Here is a 17,633-nt window from a genome sequence, read left to right on the forward strand (position 1 = left end):
GCGTACCGTCGCCCGCGTTCACCCCCACATCTCTTCGGAGGACACTCATGAGCAAGACCTGGTTCATCACCGGCGCATCAAAGGGCTTCGGCCGCGAATGGGCCGAGGCAGCCCTCGAACGCGGCGACAACGTCGCGGGCACCGCCCGCAACCTCGACGACGTGAAAGAGCTGGTCGACGGTTACCCCGACACGTTCTTCCCCCTTCAGCTCGACGTGACCGACCGCTCCGCCGACGTCGACGCCGTGAAGAAAGCACACGAGAAGTTCGGTCAGCTCGATGTCGTCGTCAACAACGCCGGCTACGGGCACTTCGGCATGGTCGAGGAGCTGACCGAGGACGAGGTGCGCGCGCAGCTCGAGACCAACTTCTTCGGCGCCCTCTGGGTCACGCAGGCGGCCCTGCCGATCATGCGCGCGCAGGGCTCGGGCCACATCATCCAGGTGTCGAGCATCGGCGGCATCAGCGCGTTCCCGACTGTCGGCGCCTATCACGCGTCCAAGTGGGCGCTCGAGGGGCTGTCGCAGTCTCTTTCGCAGGAGGTTGCCGGCTTCGGCATCCACGTGACCCTCATCGAGCCCGGCGGGTACTCGACCGACTGGTCGGGCCCCTCTGCTCAGCGCAGCGACGAGATCGACGCCTACGCCGACGTGCGAGAGCAGGCGGCCAAGCGCCCCTCTGCTGCCGACCCCGGCAAGCCCGAGGCGACGCGCGCGGCGATCTTGAAGGTGGTGCATGCCGAGAACCCGCCGCTGCGCATCTTCTTCGGCAAAGCGCCGCTCGGAATCGCTGAGCGCGACTACGAGTCGCGGCTGCAGACGTGGCGCGAGTGGCAGCCGGTCTCGGAGGAGGCGCACGGCTCGTAGGACGGACGGCGTCGGTTTCGGAGATCGTTCCGGGGCGCGGACCGTGCACCGGGGGCGTCTTACGACACCCCTTTGCACGGATCGCGCCCCGCTGTCGTCGGCTTTCGACAGGTGCCTGCTGCGGGTTGACGTGTTCGCAGCAATTCGGGCACCGGGCGCAGCGTCGACGGCCCCTCCCGGCGTGGTGACGCTCTCTTTTCGCGGACGCACGACTGTGCTCGCACGGCACCTGTCTGAGCGTTAGGCCTGCGTTGAGATCGGGGTGGGTCACCGGGACGGGCGGTAGGAACGCGGCCCATGACTGCCGGTACGCACCGATCGCACGGGGTACCTTGCGGCCTTACGGCAGTTGCCGTCGGGCTCACCATGGTCACATTCGCCCCGCCACCGCAGTGAGGCTCATGGGCACGTCCGACTTTGGCATTCGTCGCCCGTGCGGTCGTTCCGCACGCCGCTAGGGTCGGGGCATGACGTCGCCCGCCCTGCCCCCGCAGCAGCCGCCTTTCCTACCGCCGCCGTTGCCGGCGGTGACGAACGGAACCGCTATCGCCGCCGTCGTGCTGGGCCCGATCGCGGTGCTCAACGCGGCGTTCGTCCCCCTGCCCTACCTCGGCATCGTCGCGATCTTCACCGCGTTTCCGCTGGCGGTGGCGACGATCATCCTGGGCCACCTCGGACTCCGGACAGCCGGGCGTTACGGGGTGGGTCGGGCTCTGGCCGTTATCGGGTTGATCTGCGGCTACCTCGCCCTCGGGGTGATCCTGTCCACAGCGGCCACGTTCTTCTCGCTGTTCCTGCTCTCCCGGCCGTCGATGGTCGGCTGACCAGGTTCGTCGCCCCGAGAAGGACCCCCGACCAGGTGATCCCGGCCGGGGGTCTCGCGTAGGGCGGGTGGGACTTGAACCCACGATCGTCGGGTTATGAGCCCGCTGCCTTGACCAGCTTGGCCACCGCCCCCAGCGACGTCGAGCCTACCGTCATCCGGTTATCCACAGGTGGTGAGCATTCCTGCGAAGCGGCGAGGGCTTTCGCTATGGTGTTGGCAAAGCTGACACGAGCGGGGGCCCCGTGGCGGGAAGAACGCACATCATCATGGACACCGACGTCCTGGCAGAACAGGCGTCGACGTTAGGACGCGTAAGCGATTCGCTGGATGCCGCGGCGTCCGCCGCCGGAACGCCGCTTCCTGGCTCGGCATTCGGCGTTCTGGCGTCGGGAATCGTCGTCGGAGCTGCGAACGGTCTTGCGAGCAACACCGCGCAGTTGCTGTCGAGCGCAAGAGAGCTCGTTGCGACGATGCAGAAGGGCGTGCAGGTCGCACGCGAGTCGTTCGACGAGGTCGAGGAACAGGCCGTCGCGGTGATGCAGGAGTTCGAGTCGTGAGCGGCGCTGCCGCCGTCGCTGCGCAGCTGCGCAGCGAGTCGTGGGCCGGAGGGGCGTCACGCTCGTCGGGTGGAGGGTGCGACGGCATCCCCGGTTTCGCAGGCTGGCTGATCACCTACGTGCAGCCACTCCCCCAGTGGATGGACGAGCTGCAGGGCGACCCGGGCGCCATATCCCTGCGCTCGTCGGAGTGGCGCACGGTCGAGTCGTCGGTGTCGGAGTTGACGCTCGACCTTGCGTCCGCCGCGCGGGCTCTCGACGACCTCGATGGCCGGACTGTGCGGGCCCTTCGCCAGCGGTACGAAGACGTCTCGAGGGTGTTGACGGACGTGCAGGACTGGGCGGGTGCCGCGTCGTCTGCGCTGGCCCTCGCCTCGACTCTGGTCACCGCCTGCCGCGACGCGATCTGCGGCCTGCTGAACGCCCTGGCGCGTTTGGCGGATTCGTTGACCAGCTTCACCCTGAACCCGTTCGACAAGCTCGACGCCATCCGCGAGTTCGCGGACGCGGCGTGGGACATCATCGTGTTGGCGCGGGACCTGATCGAGCAGCTCCTCACGGCGCTCGGGCAGCTTGCGGGGCTCCTCGCAGAACTCTCGCCCATCGTCGAGCGCGGACTCGAGGTATTGACGGATCTCCTGGCCCGGATGCTCCCCGGGATCGCTAATGCTCTCGGCGGTGGACCGCTCGGCTACATGCTGGCGGGCGGCGTTGCGGACCTCCTCCGAGCCGATCCGCGAGTGAGCGAACTGGACCCGGATCAAGCGGCGAGCTCTTCCGCGTACAAGGAACTTATGGAAAGTGGGCAGATCACATCGCCAGCCGACCTGATCACACGCAATCGCCTCATCGACTCCATAAGCGGTGAGGAACAGACAGCAATCAGCGTGAGTACTGTTCGCCGCCCGGACGGTACGACTTACACGCTAGTCAATCTCCCTTCCACTCTTGACTGGGGTGCGCTGAAAGGCTTCATGGGGAAAGATTTTGCGGATACCTACCGCGATGCACCGCCTCTCAACGATCTCGACAGCAACATCGCTCTGATGTTGATGGACAATCCCGTGTTGCGAACGCAGTACGAGAGAGCTGTGAAGCAAGCGTTGGAAGACGCCGGAGTGGCACCCGGGTCGGATGTCGTGTGGTCCGGTTTCAGCCAAGGCGGGATTATGGCTGGCAACCTCGGCGCGGACAGCGCCATGCCGTATAACACGGTTGGTGTTGTGACCAACGGTGCTCCCATTGACGGGTTCGACATTCCGGACCATATTCCCGTCTTGCAGGTAGAGCACTACGCGGACCCCGTGCCGATGTTGGACGGACGAACCCCCGAAGTGAGACAGCCTCAAATGTACGGTGGTCCGCTCGGCCCCCTTGTGACGGGCGCAGGCGAAGTGCCGCAAAACAAAGACTGGATTCGATTGCCTAACCCGGGCGGCTCTTTAGACCCGAACCAGACCCACAGCGGACGAACGTACGCAGAGGATTTTACGAATTACGTCCGCGACGGCGGTCAGTTCAGGAACGACTGGAGCTTTCTCGACGGGAACGTCGAGGAGGTATATGTGGCAAGGACGGGAGAATGAGAATGATTCCTGACATGGAAGCGCGAGTAGAAGCGGCGCTTGCGCGACTCGATGCGCAGATGGAGGGTGCTCGTTCAGCGAGAGCCGCGCTTGAGGCAGGGATTGAGGACATGAGGAGCGTTCGCGCGTCAGTCAGAAGCGCCAAGGGCGAATGCGAGGTCACCGCGTCTGCGGACGGGTCGATTCTGGGGATCACGTTCGCTCGCGAGATTGGGCTGAGTACCGGCCTCGAATCCCTTCTTGTCCGAACCATCACGCAAGCGCAAGCGGAGGCTCGCGCGGAGGCTGCGGGCAAGGCAGCGTCGGTACTCGGGGAATCGTCGCCGTTCGTCGTGCAACTACGGAGCACTCTCGGAAACGCAGGCGCACGATGACGCCCAGGCTGGACGTCCGTGTCGGAGAGGTGCTCGATCAAGCCGCGAGGTTGGAAGCGCAAGCGACAGCATTGGACGGCACTGTGGCCGATCTCCAGGGAGCGATTGCGTCGCTCCAAGCGACCACAGATGGGGAAGCTTCTGCCGCCGCCATCATCTCGAGTCAGAATGCGTCGGCTGAAGCCACTCGTCGCATCGATCGGTTGCGCCGGAATGCAGACACGCTTCGTAGGCTTGCTGAGGTCTACGACACCTGCGACCTGACAGCCGCGCGGGCACTGGGCTCATGATGTTCCCCGGCAAGCGGAAAGCGGTGTTGGCAGCGGCCGGCCTCATCCTCACTGCGGTGCTCAGCGGTTGCTCCATAGGTGGACCAACGGGGCAGCAACGTGCGGACGAACTTGCAACCCAGCTGGAGAGGTCAGAGCTCGGTGTGAGTAGTGCGGAGGCTACCTATCTGACTTCCTTCTCCGGCGACCTCACCGTGTCAGTGGTTTTAGAACCCGACGTTGTGCAGCCCGGATACACAGTGTCCGCCGAAACTCTCGGCCCGATTCTGGGGATGATTGCGCGGAGTGCCAAGCAGATGAACGTGGGCGGCGTTGGTTTTTACGCCGAGGACGAAGGGGGAATCCACGTCTCCATGGTGCAGGCGGCCGACGAGCTCGGCATCGCTGAGGCTGTCGACGGGAGTTCACTTTCACTCACCGGCGAACGCCTCGAGATTCTTGCGAAACAGTGATGGGTCCTCACCTCTAGTGTTCCGCACGGTTGCCTCAGACATCACAGAACCAGGCCGAACGAGGAAGGCCGGCGCTGCTCTGGTGGCTTTAGCCTTGTTCATCGGCCTCACGGCGTGTGCCGGCGGGCCGAGCGCCGAGGATTCGGCAGATCGTCTCTCAGCGGCTCTGATGTCCGCCGGAGCAGGCATTGACAGGGCAGAGGTGGTCAGAACGCCTTCCTTCGCGGGAGGCCTGACGATCAGCGTGACGGTGTCTTCCGAGGGTCTTGATCCCATCGGCGCCGAGGTGAAGACCGACACCCTGACGAGCATCCTGGAGGTGACGGCGGACAACTCCGCCGACATGAAGGTGACCAGCCTTTACCTTTACGCCGATGACGAAGCAGGCGCCGATGTCTCGTTTCGCGATGCCGCGACCGAGCTGGGGCTTCAAAACTCCCTCAACGACGACTCGCTGACGCTGGTGGCGGAGGATTGGACCTCCTTCTCGAGGAAGTAGCCGTCCATGACGCGCCCACATTCTGTCGCCAGACGCACGGTCTCACGCAACCTCCACCGCATCGCGATATCGGTGCTTGCCGCGTCGATGGTCACCGGTCTCTCGGCGTGCTTCGGCTCTGGCCCGCCCCTCGCGGCGAGGGCTGCAAAAATCGCTGCCCTTGAGTGCAGTGATGTGGAGGTTCCACACGCAGACGTCGCCCCTCCCGCTTCTTTCACCGGCAGCCTGTCCGTCACCGTAACGCTCGACGAGGACGTGCTGCACCACTTCGCCGTCTCTGCCGAGAATCTCGATCGGATTCTCGAGATTGTGGGCCGTGGTGGAAGGGACATGCGCGTAGGTCCAGCAGTCTTTTCCGCTTATGACGGTGAGGGGCGCGAGGTCTACCTCAGCAACGCTGCGGAAGAGCTGGGCCTCGGCGACAATGTCTCCGGCGACTTCATGACTCTCAACGGGTCGCAGCTGGAAAAGCTAGCCGCCCCCTGACCTCGAGCGCCTGAATGCCCCGTCGTCGTCTGCGGCGAGATTCCATCAATGACGGACTGCCCTAGAGCCATCCAGCGAACGGCCTACTTCACCCGAGGCTTCGCCGGCTTCCCATCCGCCGTCACCTGAGGGTGGTGCTTGGTCAACTGGATCACTCCCCACGTCGCGATCGCACCGGCAATCACGAAACCGATGAGCGCCCACGCGGGGGCCGTCGACGCCTCGCCGAGCACCAGAAGGCCGATCAACACAGCAACGATCGGGTCGATCACGGTGAGACCCGCGATGACGAGGTCGGGCGGGCCGACCGAGTATGCCGTCTGCACGAAGTAGGCGCCCACGGCGACGGCGGCGAGCAGCGCGACCAGGCACAGCATCGTCAGCCACTCGAAGTTGCCCGCCTGTGCCCGACTGATGACGACCTTGGCGAGCGTCGCGACGAAACCATAGATCACGCCTGCGGCCATGATGTAGAACAGCGCCTGAGCGCGACGGCGCACCAGCACCCAGAACACACCGAACACGATGACGACGACGGCCAGGATGCCGAGGATGATCCACAGTTCGCGCTCGGTGACCACGTGTTCGGTGGCGAAGAACGCGGCGATCGTGACGAAGATGAAAATGCCGCCGACGCACAGCGCGATCGCGATGAGCGACTGCCGCGTCGGCTTCTGTCCCGAGACGCGGGCGTTCAGCACCGTCGTGATGACGAGGGCGATGGCCCCGAGCGGCTGCACGAGGATCAGCGGGGCGACCGACAGTGCCGAGAGCTGGCAGACGATCGCGAGCCCCAGCATGACCGTGCCCGCGACCCACGAGGGGCGGGTCAGCAGCGAGGTCAATTGTTTGCGCGAGAGGCCACCGGTCGTCTTACCCGAAAGGCGTTCGACTTTCTGAACGCCGCGGTGCTGATACTGCGCACCGAACGACATGAACACCGCGCCGAGAAGGGCCAGCGGAATGCCGAGCAGGATACGTGGGTCGCGGAAGACACCGACGAGTTGGTCGATTCCGTCGCTGAGGGTGGCATCGAGCGGGATCACCCTCCGACGATAGCCCGCCGCCCCCTGGATAGGCTGGTGACGTGGCCGTACTCCCGATTCGCATCATGGGTGATCCCGTGCTGCACGCTCCCGCTGCCCGCGTCGACGAGATCACCGATGAGGTGCGCACGCTTGTCGCCGACATGTTCGAGACGATGGACGCCGCCCCCGGTGTGGGCCTCGCGGCTCCGCAGGTCGGTGTCGGACTCCGCATTTTCACGTACACGTACGAAGACGATGAGGGTCAGCCGTGGCGCGGCGTGGTCATCAATCCCGAGCTGTGGATCCGTCCGATGGAACCGGGCTACCCCGACCCCGACGAAGAGAGCGAGGGGTGCCTGTCGTTCCCCGGCGAGCGCTTTCCGCTGCGCCGGTCCGAGGCGGCGCTGCTCACCGGCACCGATCTCGACGGCCACGCGGTCCGTATCGAGGTCACGGGCTGGCGGGCACGCATCCTGCAGCACGAGTTCGATCACCTCGACGGCATCCTGTACGTGGATCGTCTCGACGAGGAAGACGGCCGGGTCGCGGCGAAGATCGCGAAGAAGCGCAAGTGGGGCAAACCCGGTATCTCGTGGATGCCGGGTGTCGACGACATCGACGCGTGAGCGAGCTCGAGAGGGGCGGCGCGGTCAGCTCTCGATGATGTTCGGGGCGAAGCGGCAGTAGTAGTCGGTGATGGGACCGTCGGACTCGCGGATGCCGACTCCGAACGCCTCGTGGTTGATGACCCACGAACCGAGCACGGGGTGATTGCTCCCATTGCTTCCCGGGAAGTCGGGGAGCTCGTGGTACTCCTGCCAGACGCGCTCCCGTCCGGCGCCCTCTCGCCGGTACTCCTGGCCGTTCGAGATGACGCTGCCGTCACGGCGGTGTACCCGGATACCGTCTCCCTCTCGACCGAAGACGGGTTTGACGACGAAGTCGGTCATGCCGTTCGGCCCGTCGGCGTAGGCGGGCAGCAGGTTGGGGTGGCCGGGGAACAGCCGCCAGAGGGCGACGAGGAGGAGCTTGTTCGAGAGGAACATCTTCCACGCCGGTTCGTACCAGCGGCCGAAGAGTCCTCGCCCCGCAATGAGCAGCGCCCCGAACTCCTGGTCACCGGCGACGCGGTCCTCCCCCGAGACGAGGTCCTCCCAGGGGTAGAGCTTGAAGAGGTTGCGGATGACGGGGTACTGCGTGCCCGGGGTGTCACCCGGCAGCGCCGCGATGCTGCGCGAGGAACCCCACGGCTCCGGCACGCCCACGAACTGTCGCGCGCCGTGGTGCCAGCCGATCTCCTTCATCTCGATGCCGGTGTGCTCCCAACCGGCCTCGCCCGCGAGATCACGCATGTAGGCGACGGTGTCCCAGTCCTCGCCGTAGGTGTCGGCATCCGAGTGCGCGACGAACAGGCGTCCGCCCTCGCCTTCTTCGAGCGAGCGGTGGAGAAGAGTGCGCCAGCGCTCCACCAGGGCCTCGTGCAGGCCGTTCCACTGATCGGTGTCGGCGGGAAGAGCCCCGCTCCTGAGCCGGTCCTGCAGCCAGAACCACTGGGTGACCGAGGCCTCGATCAGACCGGTCGGGGTGTCGCCGTTGTACTCGAGCATCTTCGCGGGTGATCCGTCACCGGCGTAGGCGAGGTCGAAACGGGCGTAGACGTCGGGTTCGTTCTGCTCGAGCGACCACTGGGCGAGCTCGAACGCTTTCGGGCTGAGCCCGAGGTGACCGAGTTCACCGGATGCCATGTACCTGGCGGCCTCGAGACTCATCCGATGCAGTTCTTCGGTTTGCTTCTCGAGCTCCTCGACCTCCGGGAGCGTGAAGACGTACGCAGCGCCGTCGTTCCAGTAGTCGACCGCCGTGCCGTCGTCGCGGATGGAGTGCGAGTAGATGAGTCCGGACTGCTTGATGGTGCGCTCCCAGTCGGGGCGCGGATCGAGCTCGACGCGCCGCATCAGCTGCCGTGGCTTCCGTCGGAGCCCGAACCGCCGAAGCCGCCGCGCGAGACGCTGGCACCGTCGCTCGAGATGCCACGTGCCGCGGTCTTGCCCGACGGGAGGCTGTCGGCACCACCGGTCGCGGGCTGGCCGACAGCGGGTACCGTGCGACTGCTCGAACCCAATGGCAGGTAGTACCAGTGCGCGCTGCCGCCGTGATTGTTGCAGTCGTCGTCGGGGAGGCGCTTCTCGGTGGAGTTGTCGCGGCAGATCTGGGCGTAGTCCTCCGAGACGTTCGTTCCCTGGCCGCACCCGGTGAGGGTGGCGGCGAGCGCGGCGACGACGCCGACGGTGACGGTGCGCGAGGCGCGGCGACGCACGACGGGCTGCATGGGGACTCCTTCGGAAGGACCGGACCGGCGTGGGGGCGCCGTCATTCTCGCATTCGCGAGCGTGTGGATCAGGTGCGTGATTCGTGTCGCCGGGGGAACACGTGCGGCGGGGCGTTGGAGGCCGGCATCCATTCGCAGGTGAAGCTCCCGCGGTACCCGAACAGGAAACCGAGTCGGTCGTTGTCGACGCGCATGTCGACGTGGAAGCGGCCGTCGCCCTCGTCGAAGCGTTCGCGGAGGGTGGCGCGACCGCTGAAAAGCATCGGGAAACGGAATCCGACCGGTCCCTCGTAGAAGCGTTGCTCCCCCGAACGGAGGAGCAGGCCGCCGTCGTCGTCGACCTGCAGGTCGAGGTCGACGGCGAGGTGCTGGTGTGTGCCGAGGTAGTCGATCACCCTGCCCTCGTGGGAGATCATCGTCGCGTCGAACCGGGCCGGTCGGCCGCCGACCTCGTACTCCCGCACGAAGGTGACCGTCTCGCGACCGAAGGGGTCGAGGTAGGGGCTGTTCCAGATGGTGAAGGGAACGTTCGTGCCCACCGTCGGCACGAGGATGTTGCGCAGTTTGCCGAACTGGAGGAACGGGACGGTCCACCAGGGACCGCGGCGGATCTCGCGCATCACGCCGTGGCCGACACACGCCTGACCCTCGTCGAGGCCGACGCCGAAGCGCCGCCGCATCATCGGGTGCAGGCGGTCGAAGTCGGATCCCATCGCCCGCGCGAAGATCGACGTCATCGCGTGCCTCCCGGCGCGGGCAGCGCCGCGAGCGTGTCGGGAGCGTCGTCGAGGGCGCGCCGTCGATGCGGGGGCACCCGCTCGCAGCGCGAGGCACGTGGGCGGTCTCCACGCCAGAACGCGAGTGCGTGCCACAGCGAGTACCGTTCGGGCTCGACGCCGGTCTCGAGCCACAGGCGCAAGCGGTCGAAGCTCCACGCGGTCGCCCAGCCCACGATCGGACGAACGATCACGTCGAGCGGGCCCCACCCGGCCGCGTAGTCGTACCCGGTCGAGAAGCGGATGCCGTCGTCCACCGGCTCGTAGCGCCAGTAGCCGCGCCCATCGCGCAGCGGTGACAGCCGGTCATGCGTCGTGAACCTCAGGGCGGAGGTGCGGGTGCCATCGGGCCGAGACGTCTCGCCGATGCTGATGCCGTCGCCGCGGACGGTGTGCACGGGCGTCCGCCGTTCATAGACGAACCGCGCGGCACCGTCCGGCGTGCTCGTGGTGGGTGTGATCCTCGAGAAGCGGACGTCCCATCGCACGTGCTGGGACGGGTCCTGAGTGGCCGTCCACACCTCGTCGAGCGTCGCGCGGATGGTCGTCGCAACGTAGATCCCCCGTGCCCCCATGGCGCCAGCCTAGGCCGAACGCCCGGTCCCTCCCCATATCGCGGGGCGGGTGTCGTCAGCGCGACGCGAAGGAGTGCAGAGCGAGGTCATCGCTCAAGGCTTCGCTCGCGAGGCGTCCACGCACGCTCGTCCCCTGTTCGTCGAGCGGCGGGCTCACCACCGCGGCGCCGAGACGCCCGGGAGCCGACAGCACGATCGCCCCCGAGACACTGGACTTCGCCGGTACGCCGACGGCGCGCATCCACCGACCGGAGCCGTCGTAGACGCCGCAGGTCGCCATGACCGAGATGACATCCCGCGCGACCCGTTCGGGAACCACTCGTTCCCCCGTGCGCGGGTTCACACCCCCGCACGCCAATGTCGCACCCATGACGGCGAGGGTTTCGGCATCCACGATCGTCGCGCATGACCGCGCGTACACGGCGACCGTGTCGTCGGCCGAGGGCTCGAGGGTGCCCTCTGCGCGCATGAGGTGGGCGAGGGCGTGATTGCGGTCGCCGAGGAGGTGTTCGTTGTGGGCCACGTCCTCGTCGACCTCGAGCTCGCGCCCGGCGAAGGCCGCGAGCCCGCGGGCGATGCGGGCACTGCGCGACTCGGGGTCCGAGCCCTCGACGAGCGAAGCGGTCAGCAGGGCACCGGCATTGACCATGGGATTGGGGGGTCGGCCCGTGCCGCTCTCGAGTTTGATCGCGTCGAACGACTCCCCCGTGGGCTCGATGCCGACTCGATCGAGAGCCGCGCCGTTGGTGTCGAGCAGCGCGAGAGCGAACAGGAACGGCTTGACCGCCGACTGCACGCTGAACGAGACGGTCGCCTGTCGACTCGACCGGATCGAGCCGTCGGGCAGAGCGAGCGCGAGGGCGCAGAGGTCGGGGTCGGCGTCGGCGAGTTGGGGGATGCTGTCGTCGACCTTTCCCCCGCGCTCGGGCAGCAGGTGGGTCCGCGCAGCGTCGAGGTCGTACGAGCGCGGGTCGGGAGGCGAGGTCACTCCCCCAGCCTCGCAGCCACGGGTGGGTTCGGGGCCGCCGGCGTCAGTACAGATCTCTCGCCGCGAGCTCGCCGCGCAGGATCGGCGTCAGTCGTTCCGCGAACGCCGGGGTGATGTGGGTGTCGTCATAGCGCACCGGCGTGTCGCCCGCGAAGGCGGGGCACGCCCCCTGCCAGCAGCTGAAGGGCAGGGAGCTGATCGCAGAGTCACCGGTGGCGGCGGCCTCAACTTCGGTCGCCGTCTCCATCTGCGTCCACACGTCGTCGACTCCCGCGAGGCACGCCGAGGGGCCGGTGAGAGGCGAGACGCACCGCCCGAGATCCGCGCCGTGCGGCGGGGGCGCCAGATACACCGTGCGGCCCGCGGGCGCCCACCCCGTGATCTCGGAGGCGATGGCGGATGCCAGCTCCCCGGCGCCCAGGTCGCGCCCGTCGACCGAGCGGCCCAGGGTGAACGCGTTCGACACGACGAGCAGATCGGCCGGCGCGGCGGCGATCATCGATGCGACATCCACTTTTCGCTGTCCGCACGCGGCCATGACCGACGGGTCGCGGCTCTCGAGGAGCACATCGGTGAAGCGGCATCCGTACATCCCGACCGTCGTGACGCGCCACGCTCCCCCGCTGTCGTCGGCGAGTTTCGCGAACGCCGGCGCATAGGCCATCGCGCTCGAGTCGCCCACGAGGTACAGGTGGCGCGGGGCGTCGGCGGAGCCCCAGGTGCACCTCGCCGCCTCGAGGGCGACACCCGGAGTGAAGCAGTCGCGGGCGCGATTCGCCGACGACGAGGCGCGTTGCACCTCGTCGAGCGAGGGGCGCAGGTCGGGCCACGAGGCGGCGGTCGTCGCGGCGGCGAGGTCGCCCTGCAAGGTGCCGAGGGCGTCTCCGGCCTCGGCTGCGACGTCGACGGCGGCCGGGGCGGCGAGCGGCAGACCGGGGAGCCTCGGGGCGCCGTACGCCAGCATCACCGCGAGCGCCGTCGCTCCGGTGCCGATCGCGAGGCTGGCTCCGGCCATCGCCACGCGTGGCGCGAAACGCGCACGCCAGGCGGCCCAGGCGGGTGCGTCATCGGTCTCGCCGGATGCCGGGGGTGCCGGCATCCGCTGAGCGTCGTGCCGCACCACGGGCGTCGGTGCGACGGGTTTCGTGGGCTCCGGGGGAACGGGGGCCATAGGGCGGGAGCCGGGGTAGTACCGCTGACCGGGGATGTATCCGGCGGGCCGCGAGGCGAGGCTGCTCGCACGGCGCGGAGCGGGTTCCGATACGCGCTCCGGCTCGGCGGGGGCGGGCTCGCGTCGATGCGCGGTGCGGGCTGCCCAGGGCGAGCGATGCAGAGGCTGTTCGATGCCGAGGTAGGTCGCGACCGTCAGGACGAGCATCGCCAAGACGGTGATCCCCGTGGCGGCGGGTCCCGGAGCGAGCAGAACCCCCGCGAACACGATCACGGGCAGGTGCCAGAGGTACAGCGAGTAGGAGAGATCGCCGATCGTCACCGCCAACGGGTTGGTGAGGACGAAGAGGTGGCGGTGACGCGGGTCGCCGCCGATGCCGCCGCCGATCACGAGTGCTGCTCCGAGTACCGGGAGGGCGGCCGCGGGTGCCGGGAAGGGGTCCGCGGGATCGATCAGGAAGACCGCCGCGATGATCACCGCCAGGCCCACCCAGGCGAGGAGCGCGCGGGCAGCCGCCGGAATCCGTACGAGGACGGGGGCGGCGGCCGCGATCATCGCTCCCGTGGCGAGCTCCCCTGCCCGCGTGAGCGTGGAGAAGTACGAAAGACTCGGGTCGACGGGCGTCTGCACGACGGCGACGATGCCGGATGCCACGACGACAGCACCCGCGAACAGGCCCACGGCCACACGTCCACCGCGTGCGCGGCGCACGGCGACCGGCAGCGCGGCGACCGCCAGCAGGACGAGGAACGGCCATGCCACCGAGAACTGTTCCTCGACGGAGAGCGACCAGAAATGCTGAAGCGGCGAGACGTCGGTGGCGGCGAAGTAGTCGCGGCCCTCGAGACCGAAGTGCCAGTTCGAGAGGAGGCCGGCAGCGGAGACGGCGTCGACCAGGGTGCTCTCGGCACGCACGGGCGAGAAGACCAGAAACGCTGCCCCGACGACGACCGCGAGCACGACGAGAGCGGCGGGCAAGAGGCGCTTGACGCGGCGAGCGAAGAAGGCGCCGAGGCGCACCGTCCCCTCTGCCTGGAGATCGGCCAGCAGGATGCCGGTGACGAGGAAGCCCGACAAGACGAAGAACACGTCGACACCCACGAAGCCGCCTCGGGGCCATCCCGTGAGGTGGGTGCTGACGACCGCGATCACGGCGATCGCCCGGAGGCCCTGGAGATCGCGGCGCACGTGAGAGGCGGGGGCGGGCACGTCGGATCCTCTCGGGCCGGCGTCGGCGGCCGGAGAGAGCCTAGTGGAACCGCTCCCACAGCTTCGTTCGCAGGCCTGGGGGCGCAGACGCCCCGGACGGGGAACGAAGCCGACGATCGCGAGGTGAGCGAGCATTATGCGCATCGGCGAGCGGTGTCGCTACCCCGCTCTCCGCCGACCCGCGCGGGCATAGCGTGCAATGCAACGGATGCGTCCCGGCATCCACCCTTCCCGCCGTCAGGCGGTCCCGCTCGAAGGAACCGATGAGTCACGTGCTCGACCACTCGATGCCCCACGCGGGCGACATCCTCGGTGGGCGCTACATCCTGCGCGAGCGTATCGGCGCGGGTGGAATGGGGCGCGTCTTCCGCGCGCGCGACGAGGTTCTCGCACGCGACGTGGCGATCAAGATCTTCTACGCCGACGCGGGCGACGAACCCGAACCCCTCCGCCGCATGTCGGAGGCACGGGCTCTCGCGGCGCTCGATCACCCCTCGCTCGTGACCCTGTACGACGCGCGGCTCACCGGCGACGACCACGTGTACCTCGTGATGGAGCTGGTGAGCGGGCCCTCGCTGCAGCGACGCATCGAAGAAGGCCCCGTCTCGCCTGCCGAGGTCGCCGGCATTCTCGCCGACCTGGCGGGCGCTCTCGCCGTCGTCCATGACGCCGGCATCGTGCACCGCGATGTCAAGCCGTCGAACGTCCTCCTGCGGGAGGTGAGAGGCGGGGTGCGCGCCGTCGAGGCCGTGCTCGCCGACTTCGGGGTCGCCCGGCTGATCGGTGCGACACGCCTGACGACGCCCGGCACCGTCATCGGGACGGCCGCCTATCTCGCACCGGAGCAGGTACGCGGCGAGCCGCCCCGCGCCGCGTCGGACGTGTACGCGCTGGGGCTCCTCGCCATCGAGGCGCTCACGCGCCTGCATCCTTTCGGCGGCGGAACGCTGCAAGAGACGCTGCTCGCCCGCCTGGCTCGTCAGCCGGATATCCCGGGGACGTACGGTGGCGAGTGGCAGTCGCTGCTGACGTCGATGACCGCCTTCGACCCCGATGAGCGACCCTCCGCCGCGAGCGTCATGACGCGGGTGCAGTCGCTGACCCACGAGTCAGCGGGGACCGCCACCGGCGCACCCGCGGCCGCGGTGTCGTGGCAGGTGCCGACGGCCGTGATGAGCGCACCTCCGGTGGCATCGGCAGGGAGCGATGAGCCGCGGGCCGCGGCCACATACAGCACCGCGCCGGTCGCCGCCGCGGCCTCCGTCGGCGTCGGGGCCGGCGGTTCTTTCGTCTCCGCCGCGCGCCCGCGTCGATCGTTCCGACGGTGGTGGGTCTGGGCGGGCGCCGCAGCCGGCGCCGTGCTCATCGTCGGAGGGCATGTGATGGCGTTCTCTCTCGGTGCGGTCCCCGACGCGGTCACGGACCGCGTCTCCACCCCTGCGCCTTCATCGACGCCGGTCCCTCTGGTGGCCGAGAACGATCCCTCCTCGGTCGAGTCGGTGTCGAGCACGGATGCCGAGACCCCACCGCCTTCGCCCGCCCCGGTCGCGCCGCAGCCGGTGCAGCGCGCTCCGGCACAGCCGATCGTTCAGGTGCCGGGTGGCGGATCGACGCAACCCGGTCGCGGCTCCCCCGACTCCAGCGGCTCCCCCGTCGTCGAACCGGCGCCGGACCCCACCCCGCCCGGCGGCGGCTCGGTCGCTCCCCCTCCGAGCACGTCGCCCTCGCCGGAGGCGACGCCCGGCGGCTCCGCGCCCGGCGCGGGCGGCTCGGGCAAGGGGAACGGCAACGGGAATGGGAAGGGCTCGAACAACGGGAAGGGGCGGGGGCCGGAACAGGTCGCCGATTCTCCGACGAGTTAGCGTGCCCGCCGGAGTGTCACACCGTACAGAGCTGTGACGAGAAGACCTCGATGACGCGATCGCTATCGAGGAACCCCGCAACAGCCAAGGCGTCGCGTACATCGGCACGAACGGCCTCGCGGTGTGCGGCACCGTCGAGGCGGCCCGGCGACGGCCAGGTGACGTCGTCGTCGAGCAGGAGGAGTTCTCTCCATTCGGACAGCTGCGCTTCGTCGACCCTCGATGAAGCGAGCGCCTCACGCGCGACGCCCCACGCCTCGCCTGTCGCACCATCGTTCAGCGCGGCCAACCACCACTCGATGCGGCACGTTCCGCCCGTGACGCTGACATCGTCGGCTCGGTCGACGACGTCGGGGCGTACCCATCCGCAACCCGCGAGAAGGCAGATCGACATGCAGGAGGCGACCAGGACGAGTGCGCGACGCATGCCCCGAGTGTAGGCACGCCGCCCGCGCGAGCAGGTGAGCCCACAGGCGAGCGCGTTTCGGCGGGTCGGCGCCTGTGTCAACGGGCGCGACGAACCCCCGATCGCGGTGGTTCGGTTGCCGGCATGAGCGATCCGGATCGACTTCCCATCCCCGACCCCGCCGCCCAGAAGGCCGATCGAGACGACACGTCGATCGATCCCGACATGGAGCAGAGCCCAGCACACCGCGAGGAGCAGCGGCTCGAGCCCGACGCTGACTCCGACCCCGCCTGAAAGGTGTCGTGCGGGGCTTTCTCCCGAGCGGGCCGGCTCACCACGACCTGACGATCTGCGCGGTCTGACGACGACGAAGGCCCGACGCTCGTGCGTCGGGCCTTCCGTGGCTCCCCGGCTTGGACTCGAACCAAGAACCTATCGGTTAACAGCCGATTGCTCTGCCAATTGAGCTACCGAGGATCATGCTCACCTTGCGGCGGGCAACCCCACGATACTAACAGCACGCGGGGGCGGCGGAAAAATCAGCCCGTCGAAATCCGTCTCTCGGGCGTGCCGTCCGGAGTCCACTGCACCGCCTGGTCGCCGTGGCCGAGCCCCACGGCGTGACCGGCGTGCAGCACGAGCACATCGGCATCCAGGTCTCTCGGGGCATCGGCGTCGTTCGTGACGATGAGCGAGGCCATTCCGCGCTCGTCGCGCCGCCGCGTGATCGAACCGCGAGCGGCCGCGCGCACCTCGAGGTCGAGGTTGGCGTACAGGTCGTCGGCGACGAACAGACGCGGCTCCAGAACGAGCGCGCGCGCCAGGGCGACGCGCTGACGCATACCGGCACTCAGCTCGTAGGGGTATTTCGGGGCCGTGCCGAGCGGCAGCTCCATCTCGTCGAGGAGGGTCGCCACGCGCACGGCGAGAGCGCGCGTGTTGACTTTGCGGTCGCGACTGGTGATGGGCTCGGCGATGACGTCCTGCACGGTCAAGCGGGAAGGGAGAGCTGCACCCGCTCCCTGCGGCAGGTAGCCGGTGTGGAAGGTCCACTCGCGACGCGCACGTCCCGGGCGCCGGGCAGAGATGCCGTGCACGCGGGCGTCTCCCCCGACCACCGTCAGCCCGTCGTCGGGGTGGCCGGCCAGCAGCGAGACGAGCGAGGTCTTTCCCGCCCCCGTCGCTCCCTGCACGACCAAGGTGCGTCCGGCGGGGAGCGTGAAGGTGATCCCGTCGATCACGCGCACGCCGCTGCGCGCCAGAGACAGGTCGTCGGCTCGAAGGGCGACGTCGGTGTCGAGGGTCCGGGGCATTCCCTCATCCTCCCCGACGACAACGAGGGATGCCAGCGGC

At 68.3% G+C, this 17,633-nt stretch carries 20 protein-coding genes and 2 tRNA genes; 11 read left to right on the top strand and 11 right to left on the bottom strand.

What is annotated here, in order from left to right; genetic code table 11:
* The first annotated feature begins 47 nt into the window (after positions 1–47).
* Entirely contained in the window at positions 48–866 is an 819-nt protein-coding gene (locus tag NE358_RS08220; RefSeq protein ID WP_289942567.1) for an SDR family oxidoreductase, read from the top strand.
* Between the two features lie 467 nt (positions 867–1,333).
* Complete coding sequence (locus NE358_RS08225; RefSeq protein ID WP_146035567.1) at positions 1,334–1,690, top strand: hypothetical protein; 357 nt, start codon at positions 1,334–1,336, stop codon at positions 1,688–1,690.
* Between the two features lie 59 nt (positions 1,691–1,749).
* On the opposite strand, the gene NE358_RS08230 is transcribed toward NE358_RS08225, so the two are convergent.
* Positions 1,750–1,823, bottom strand: a tRNA-Ile gene (locus tag NE358_RS08230).
* Positions 1,824–1,958: 135 nt separating this feature from the next.
* Between NE358_RS08230 and NE358_RS08235 the strand changes: the two genes are divergently transcribed.
* The 6 genes from NE358_RS08235 (at position 1,959) to NE358_RS08260 (ending at position 5,936) form a co-directional block, all read left to right on the top strand.
* Entirely contained in the window at positions 1,959–2,249 is a 291-nt protein-coding gene (locus tag NE358_RS08235; protein ID WP_103209307.1) for a hypothetical protein, read from the top strand.
* On the top strand, positions 2,246–3,835 hold the full coding sequence (locus NE358_RS08240) for a hypothetical protein (protein WP_289942568.1): 1,590 nt from the start codon (positions 2,246–2,248) through the stop codon (positions 3,833–3,835). The genes NE358_RS08235 and NE358_RS08240 overlap by 4 nt, the downstream gene beginning before the upstream one ends.
* 59 nt (positions 3,836–3,894) lie before the next feature.
* On the top strand, positions 3,895–4,209 hold the full coding sequence (locus NE358_RS08245; protein WP_353853281.1) for a YbaB/EbfC family nucleoid-associated protein: 315 nt from the start codon (positions 3,895–3,897) through the stop codon (positions 4,207–4,209).
* Positions 4,210–4,495: 286 nt separating this feature from the next.
* A complete protein-coding gene (locus tag NE358_RS08250; RefSeq protein ID WP_289942569.1) occupies positions 4,496–4,951 on the top strand; it encodes a hypothetical protein in 456 nt (151 codons plus the stop codon).
* 94 nt (positions 4,952–5,045) lie between these two features.
* A complete protein-coding gene (locus NE358_RS08255; protein ID WP_289942570.1) occupies positions 5,046–5,450 on the top strand; it encodes a hypothetical protein in 405 nt (134 codons plus the stop codon).
* A gap of 6 nt (positions 5,451–5,456) precedes the next feature.
* Positions 5,457–5,936 carry a hypothetical protein gene (locus NE358_RS08260; RefSeq protein ID WP_289942571.1) on the top strand — a complete coding sequence of 160 codons (480 nt, stop codon included), beginning with the start codon at positions 5,457–5,459 and terminating at the stop codon, positions 5,934–5,936.
* 83 nt (positions 5,937–6,019) lie between these two features.
* Here NE358_RS08260 and NE358_RS08265 read toward each other — a convergent pair whose 3' ends face one another.
* Complete coding sequence (locus tag NE358_RS08265; protein WP_174799693.1) at positions 6,020–6,982, bottom strand: DMT family transporter; 963 nt, start codon at positions 6,980–6,982, stop codon at positions 6,020–6,022.
* Positions 6,983–7,023: 41 nt separating this feature from the next.
* Between NE358_RS08265 and def the strand changes: the two genes are divergently transcribed.
* On the top strand, positions 7,024–7,590 hold the full coding sequence (def, locus tag NE358_RS08270) for a peptide deformylase (protein WP_103209299.1): 567 nt from the start codon (positions 7,024–7,026) through the stop codon (positions 7,588–7,590).
* 24 nt (positions 7,591–7,614) lie between these two features.
* Here def and NE358_RS08275 read toward each other — a convergent pair whose 3' ends face one another.
* The 6 genes from NE358_RS08275 to NE358_RS08300 all read right to left on the bottom strand — a co-directional run bounded on the left by NE358_RS08275 (position 7,615) and on the right by NE358_RS08300 (position 14,012).
* The gene (locus NE358_RS08275) at positions 7,615–8,919 is read right to left on the bottom strand and encodes a glutathionylspermidine synthase family protein (protein WP_289942572.1); all 1,305 of its coding nucleotides are present in this window, start codon (positions 8,917–8,919) and stop codon (positions 7,615–7,617) included.
* Complete coding sequence (locus NE358_RS08280) at positions 8,919–9,293, bottom strand: tRNA-dihydrouridine synthase (RefSeq protein ID WP_103209293.1); 375 nt, start codon at positions 9,291–9,293, stop codon at positions 8,919–8,921. The genes NE358_RS08275 and NE358_RS08280 overlap by 1 nt, the downstream gene beginning before the upstream one ends.
* Positions 9,294–9,361: 68 nt before the next feature.
* A complete protein-coding gene (locus tag NE358_RS08285) occupies positions 9,362–10,030 on the bottom strand; it encodes a DUF4166 domain-containing protein (protein WP_289942573.1) in 669 nt (222 codons plus the stop codon).
* Positions 10,027–10,644 (bottom strand): SRPBCC family protein, encoded by a 618-nt coding sequence (locus NE358_RS08290; protein WP_289942574.1) that lies wholly within the window; start codon positions 10,642–10,644, stop codon positions 10,027–10,029. Before NE358_RS08290 ends, NE358_RS08285 begins: the two co-directional genes overlap by 4 nt.
* Before the next feature lie 55 nt (positions 10,645–10,699).
* Entirely contained in the window at positions 10,700–11,632 is a 933-nt protein-coding gene (gene glsA / locus NE358_RS08295) for a glutaminase A (RefSeq protein WP_289942575.1), read from the bottom strand.
* Between the two features lie 43 nt (positions 11,633–11,675).
* Positions 11,676–14,012 (bottom strand): acyltransferase, encoded by a 2,337-nt coding sequence (locus tag NE358_RS08300; RefSeq protein ID WP_289942576.1) that lies wholly within the window; start codon positions 14,010–14,012, stop codon positions 11,676–11,678.
* Positions 14,013–14,275: 263 nt separating this feature from the next.
* Here NE358_RS08300 and NE358_RS08305 point away from each other — a divergent pair, with 263 nt between their 5' ends.
* On the top strand, positions 14,276–15,874 hold the full coding sequence (locus NE358_RS08305) for a serine/threonine-protein kinase (protein WP_289942577.1): 1,599 nt from the start codon (positions 14,276–14,278) through the stop codon (positions 15,872–15,874).
* 16 nt (positions 15,875–15,890) lie between these two features.
* Here NE358_RS08305 and NE358_RS08310 read toward each other — a convergent pair whose 3' ends face one another.
* Positions 15,891–16,301 carry a hypothetical protein gene (locus tag NE358_RS08310; RefSeq protein ID WP_141377868.1) on the bottom strand — a complete coding sequence of 137 codons (411 nt, stop codon included), beginning with the start codon at positions 16,299–16,301 and terminating at the stop codon, positions 15,891–15,893.
* Positions 16,302–16,424: 123 nt separating this feature from the next.
* Between NE358_RS08310 and NE358_RS08315 the strand changes: the two genes are divergently transcribed.
* Positions 16,425–16,574, top strand: a complete 150-nt coding sequence (locus NE358_RS08315) for a hypothetical protein (protein WP_170210697.1) — start codon at positions 16,425–16,427, stop codon at positions 16,572–16,574.
* A gap of 107 nt (positions 16,575–16,681) precedes the next feature.
* On the opposite strand, the gene NE358_RS08320 is transcribed toward NE358_RS08315, so the two are convergent.
* Together NE358_RS08320 and NE358_RS08325 are read right to left on the bottom strand one after the other, a co-directional pair.
* Positions 16,682–16,757, bottom strand: a tRNA-Asn gene (locus NE358_RS08320).
* 62 nt (positions 16,758–16,819) lie between these two features.
* Positions 16,820–17,593, bottom strand: coding sequence for an ATP-binding cassette domain-containing protein (locus NE358_RS08325; protein ID WP_116239823.1), 774 nt, complete (start codon positions 17,591–17,593; stop codon positions 16,820–16,822).
* Between the last annotated feature and the right edge of the window lie 40 nt (positions 17,594–17,633).

The sequence above is a fragment of the Sphingomonas sp. G5 genome, from assembly GCF_052660795.1.

Excerpts from the sequence above, each read along its gene's own strand:
- NE358_RS08220 (WP_289942567.1), top strand. The coding sequence starts at position 48 with ATGAGCAAGACCTGGTTCATCACCGGCGCATCAAAGGGCTTCGGCCGC.
- NE358_RS08225 (WP_146035567.1), top strand. The coding sequence starts at position 1,334 with ATGACGTCGCCCGCCCTGCCCCCGCAGCAGCCGCCTTTCCTACCGCCG.
- NE358_RS08235 (WP_103209307.1), top strand. The coding sequence starts at position 1,959 with ATGGACACCGACGTCCTGGCAGAACAGGCGTCGACGTTAGGACGCGTA.
- NE358_RS08245 (WP_353853281.1), top strand. The coding sequence starts at position 3,895 with ATGGAGGGTGCTCGTTCAGCGAGAGCCGCGCTTGAGGCAGGGATTGAG.
- NE358_RS08250 (WP_289942569.1), top strand. The coding sequence starts at position 4,496 with ATGATGTTCCCCGGCAAGCGGAAAGCGGTGTTGGCAGCGGCCGGCCTC.
- NE358_RS08260 (WP_289942571.1), top strand. The coding sequence starts at position 5,457 with ATGACGCGCCCACATTCTGTCGCCAGACGCACGGTCTCACGCAACCTC.
- NE358_RS08275 (WP_289942572.1), bottom strand. The coding sequence starts at position 8,919 with ATGCGGCGCGTCGAGCTCGATCCGCGCCCCGACTGGGAGCGCACCATC.
- NE358_RS08280 (WP_103209293.1), bottom strand. The coding sequence starts at position 9,293 with ATGCAGCCCGTCGTGCGTCGCCGCGCCTCGCGCACCGTCACCGTCGGC.
- NE358_RS08285 (WP_289942573.1), bottom strand. The coding sequence starts at position 10,030 with ATGACGTCGATCTTCGCGCGGGCGATGGGATCCGACTTCGACCGCCTG.
- NE358_RS08290 (WP_289942574.1), bottom strand. The coding sequence starts at position 10,644 with ATGGGGGCACGGGGGATCTACGTTGCGACGACCATCCGCGCGACGCTC.
- NE358_RS08305 (WP_289942577.1), top strand. The coding sequence starts at position 14,276 with ATGAGTCACGTGCTCGACCACTCGATGCCCCACGCGGGCGACATCCTC.
- NE358_RS08310 (WP_141377868.1), bottom strand. The coding sequence starts at position 16,301 with ATGCGTCGCGCACTCGTCCTGGTCGCCTCCTGCATGTCGATCTGCCTT.
- NE358_RS08315 (WP_170210697.1), top strand. The coding sequence starts at position 16,425 with ATGAGCGATCCGGATCGACTTCCCATCCCCGACCCCGCCGCCCAGAAG.
- NE358_RS08325 (WP_116239823.1), bottom strand. The coding sequence starts at position 17,593 with ATGCCCCGGACCCTCGACACCGACGTCGCCCTTCGAGCCGACGACCTG.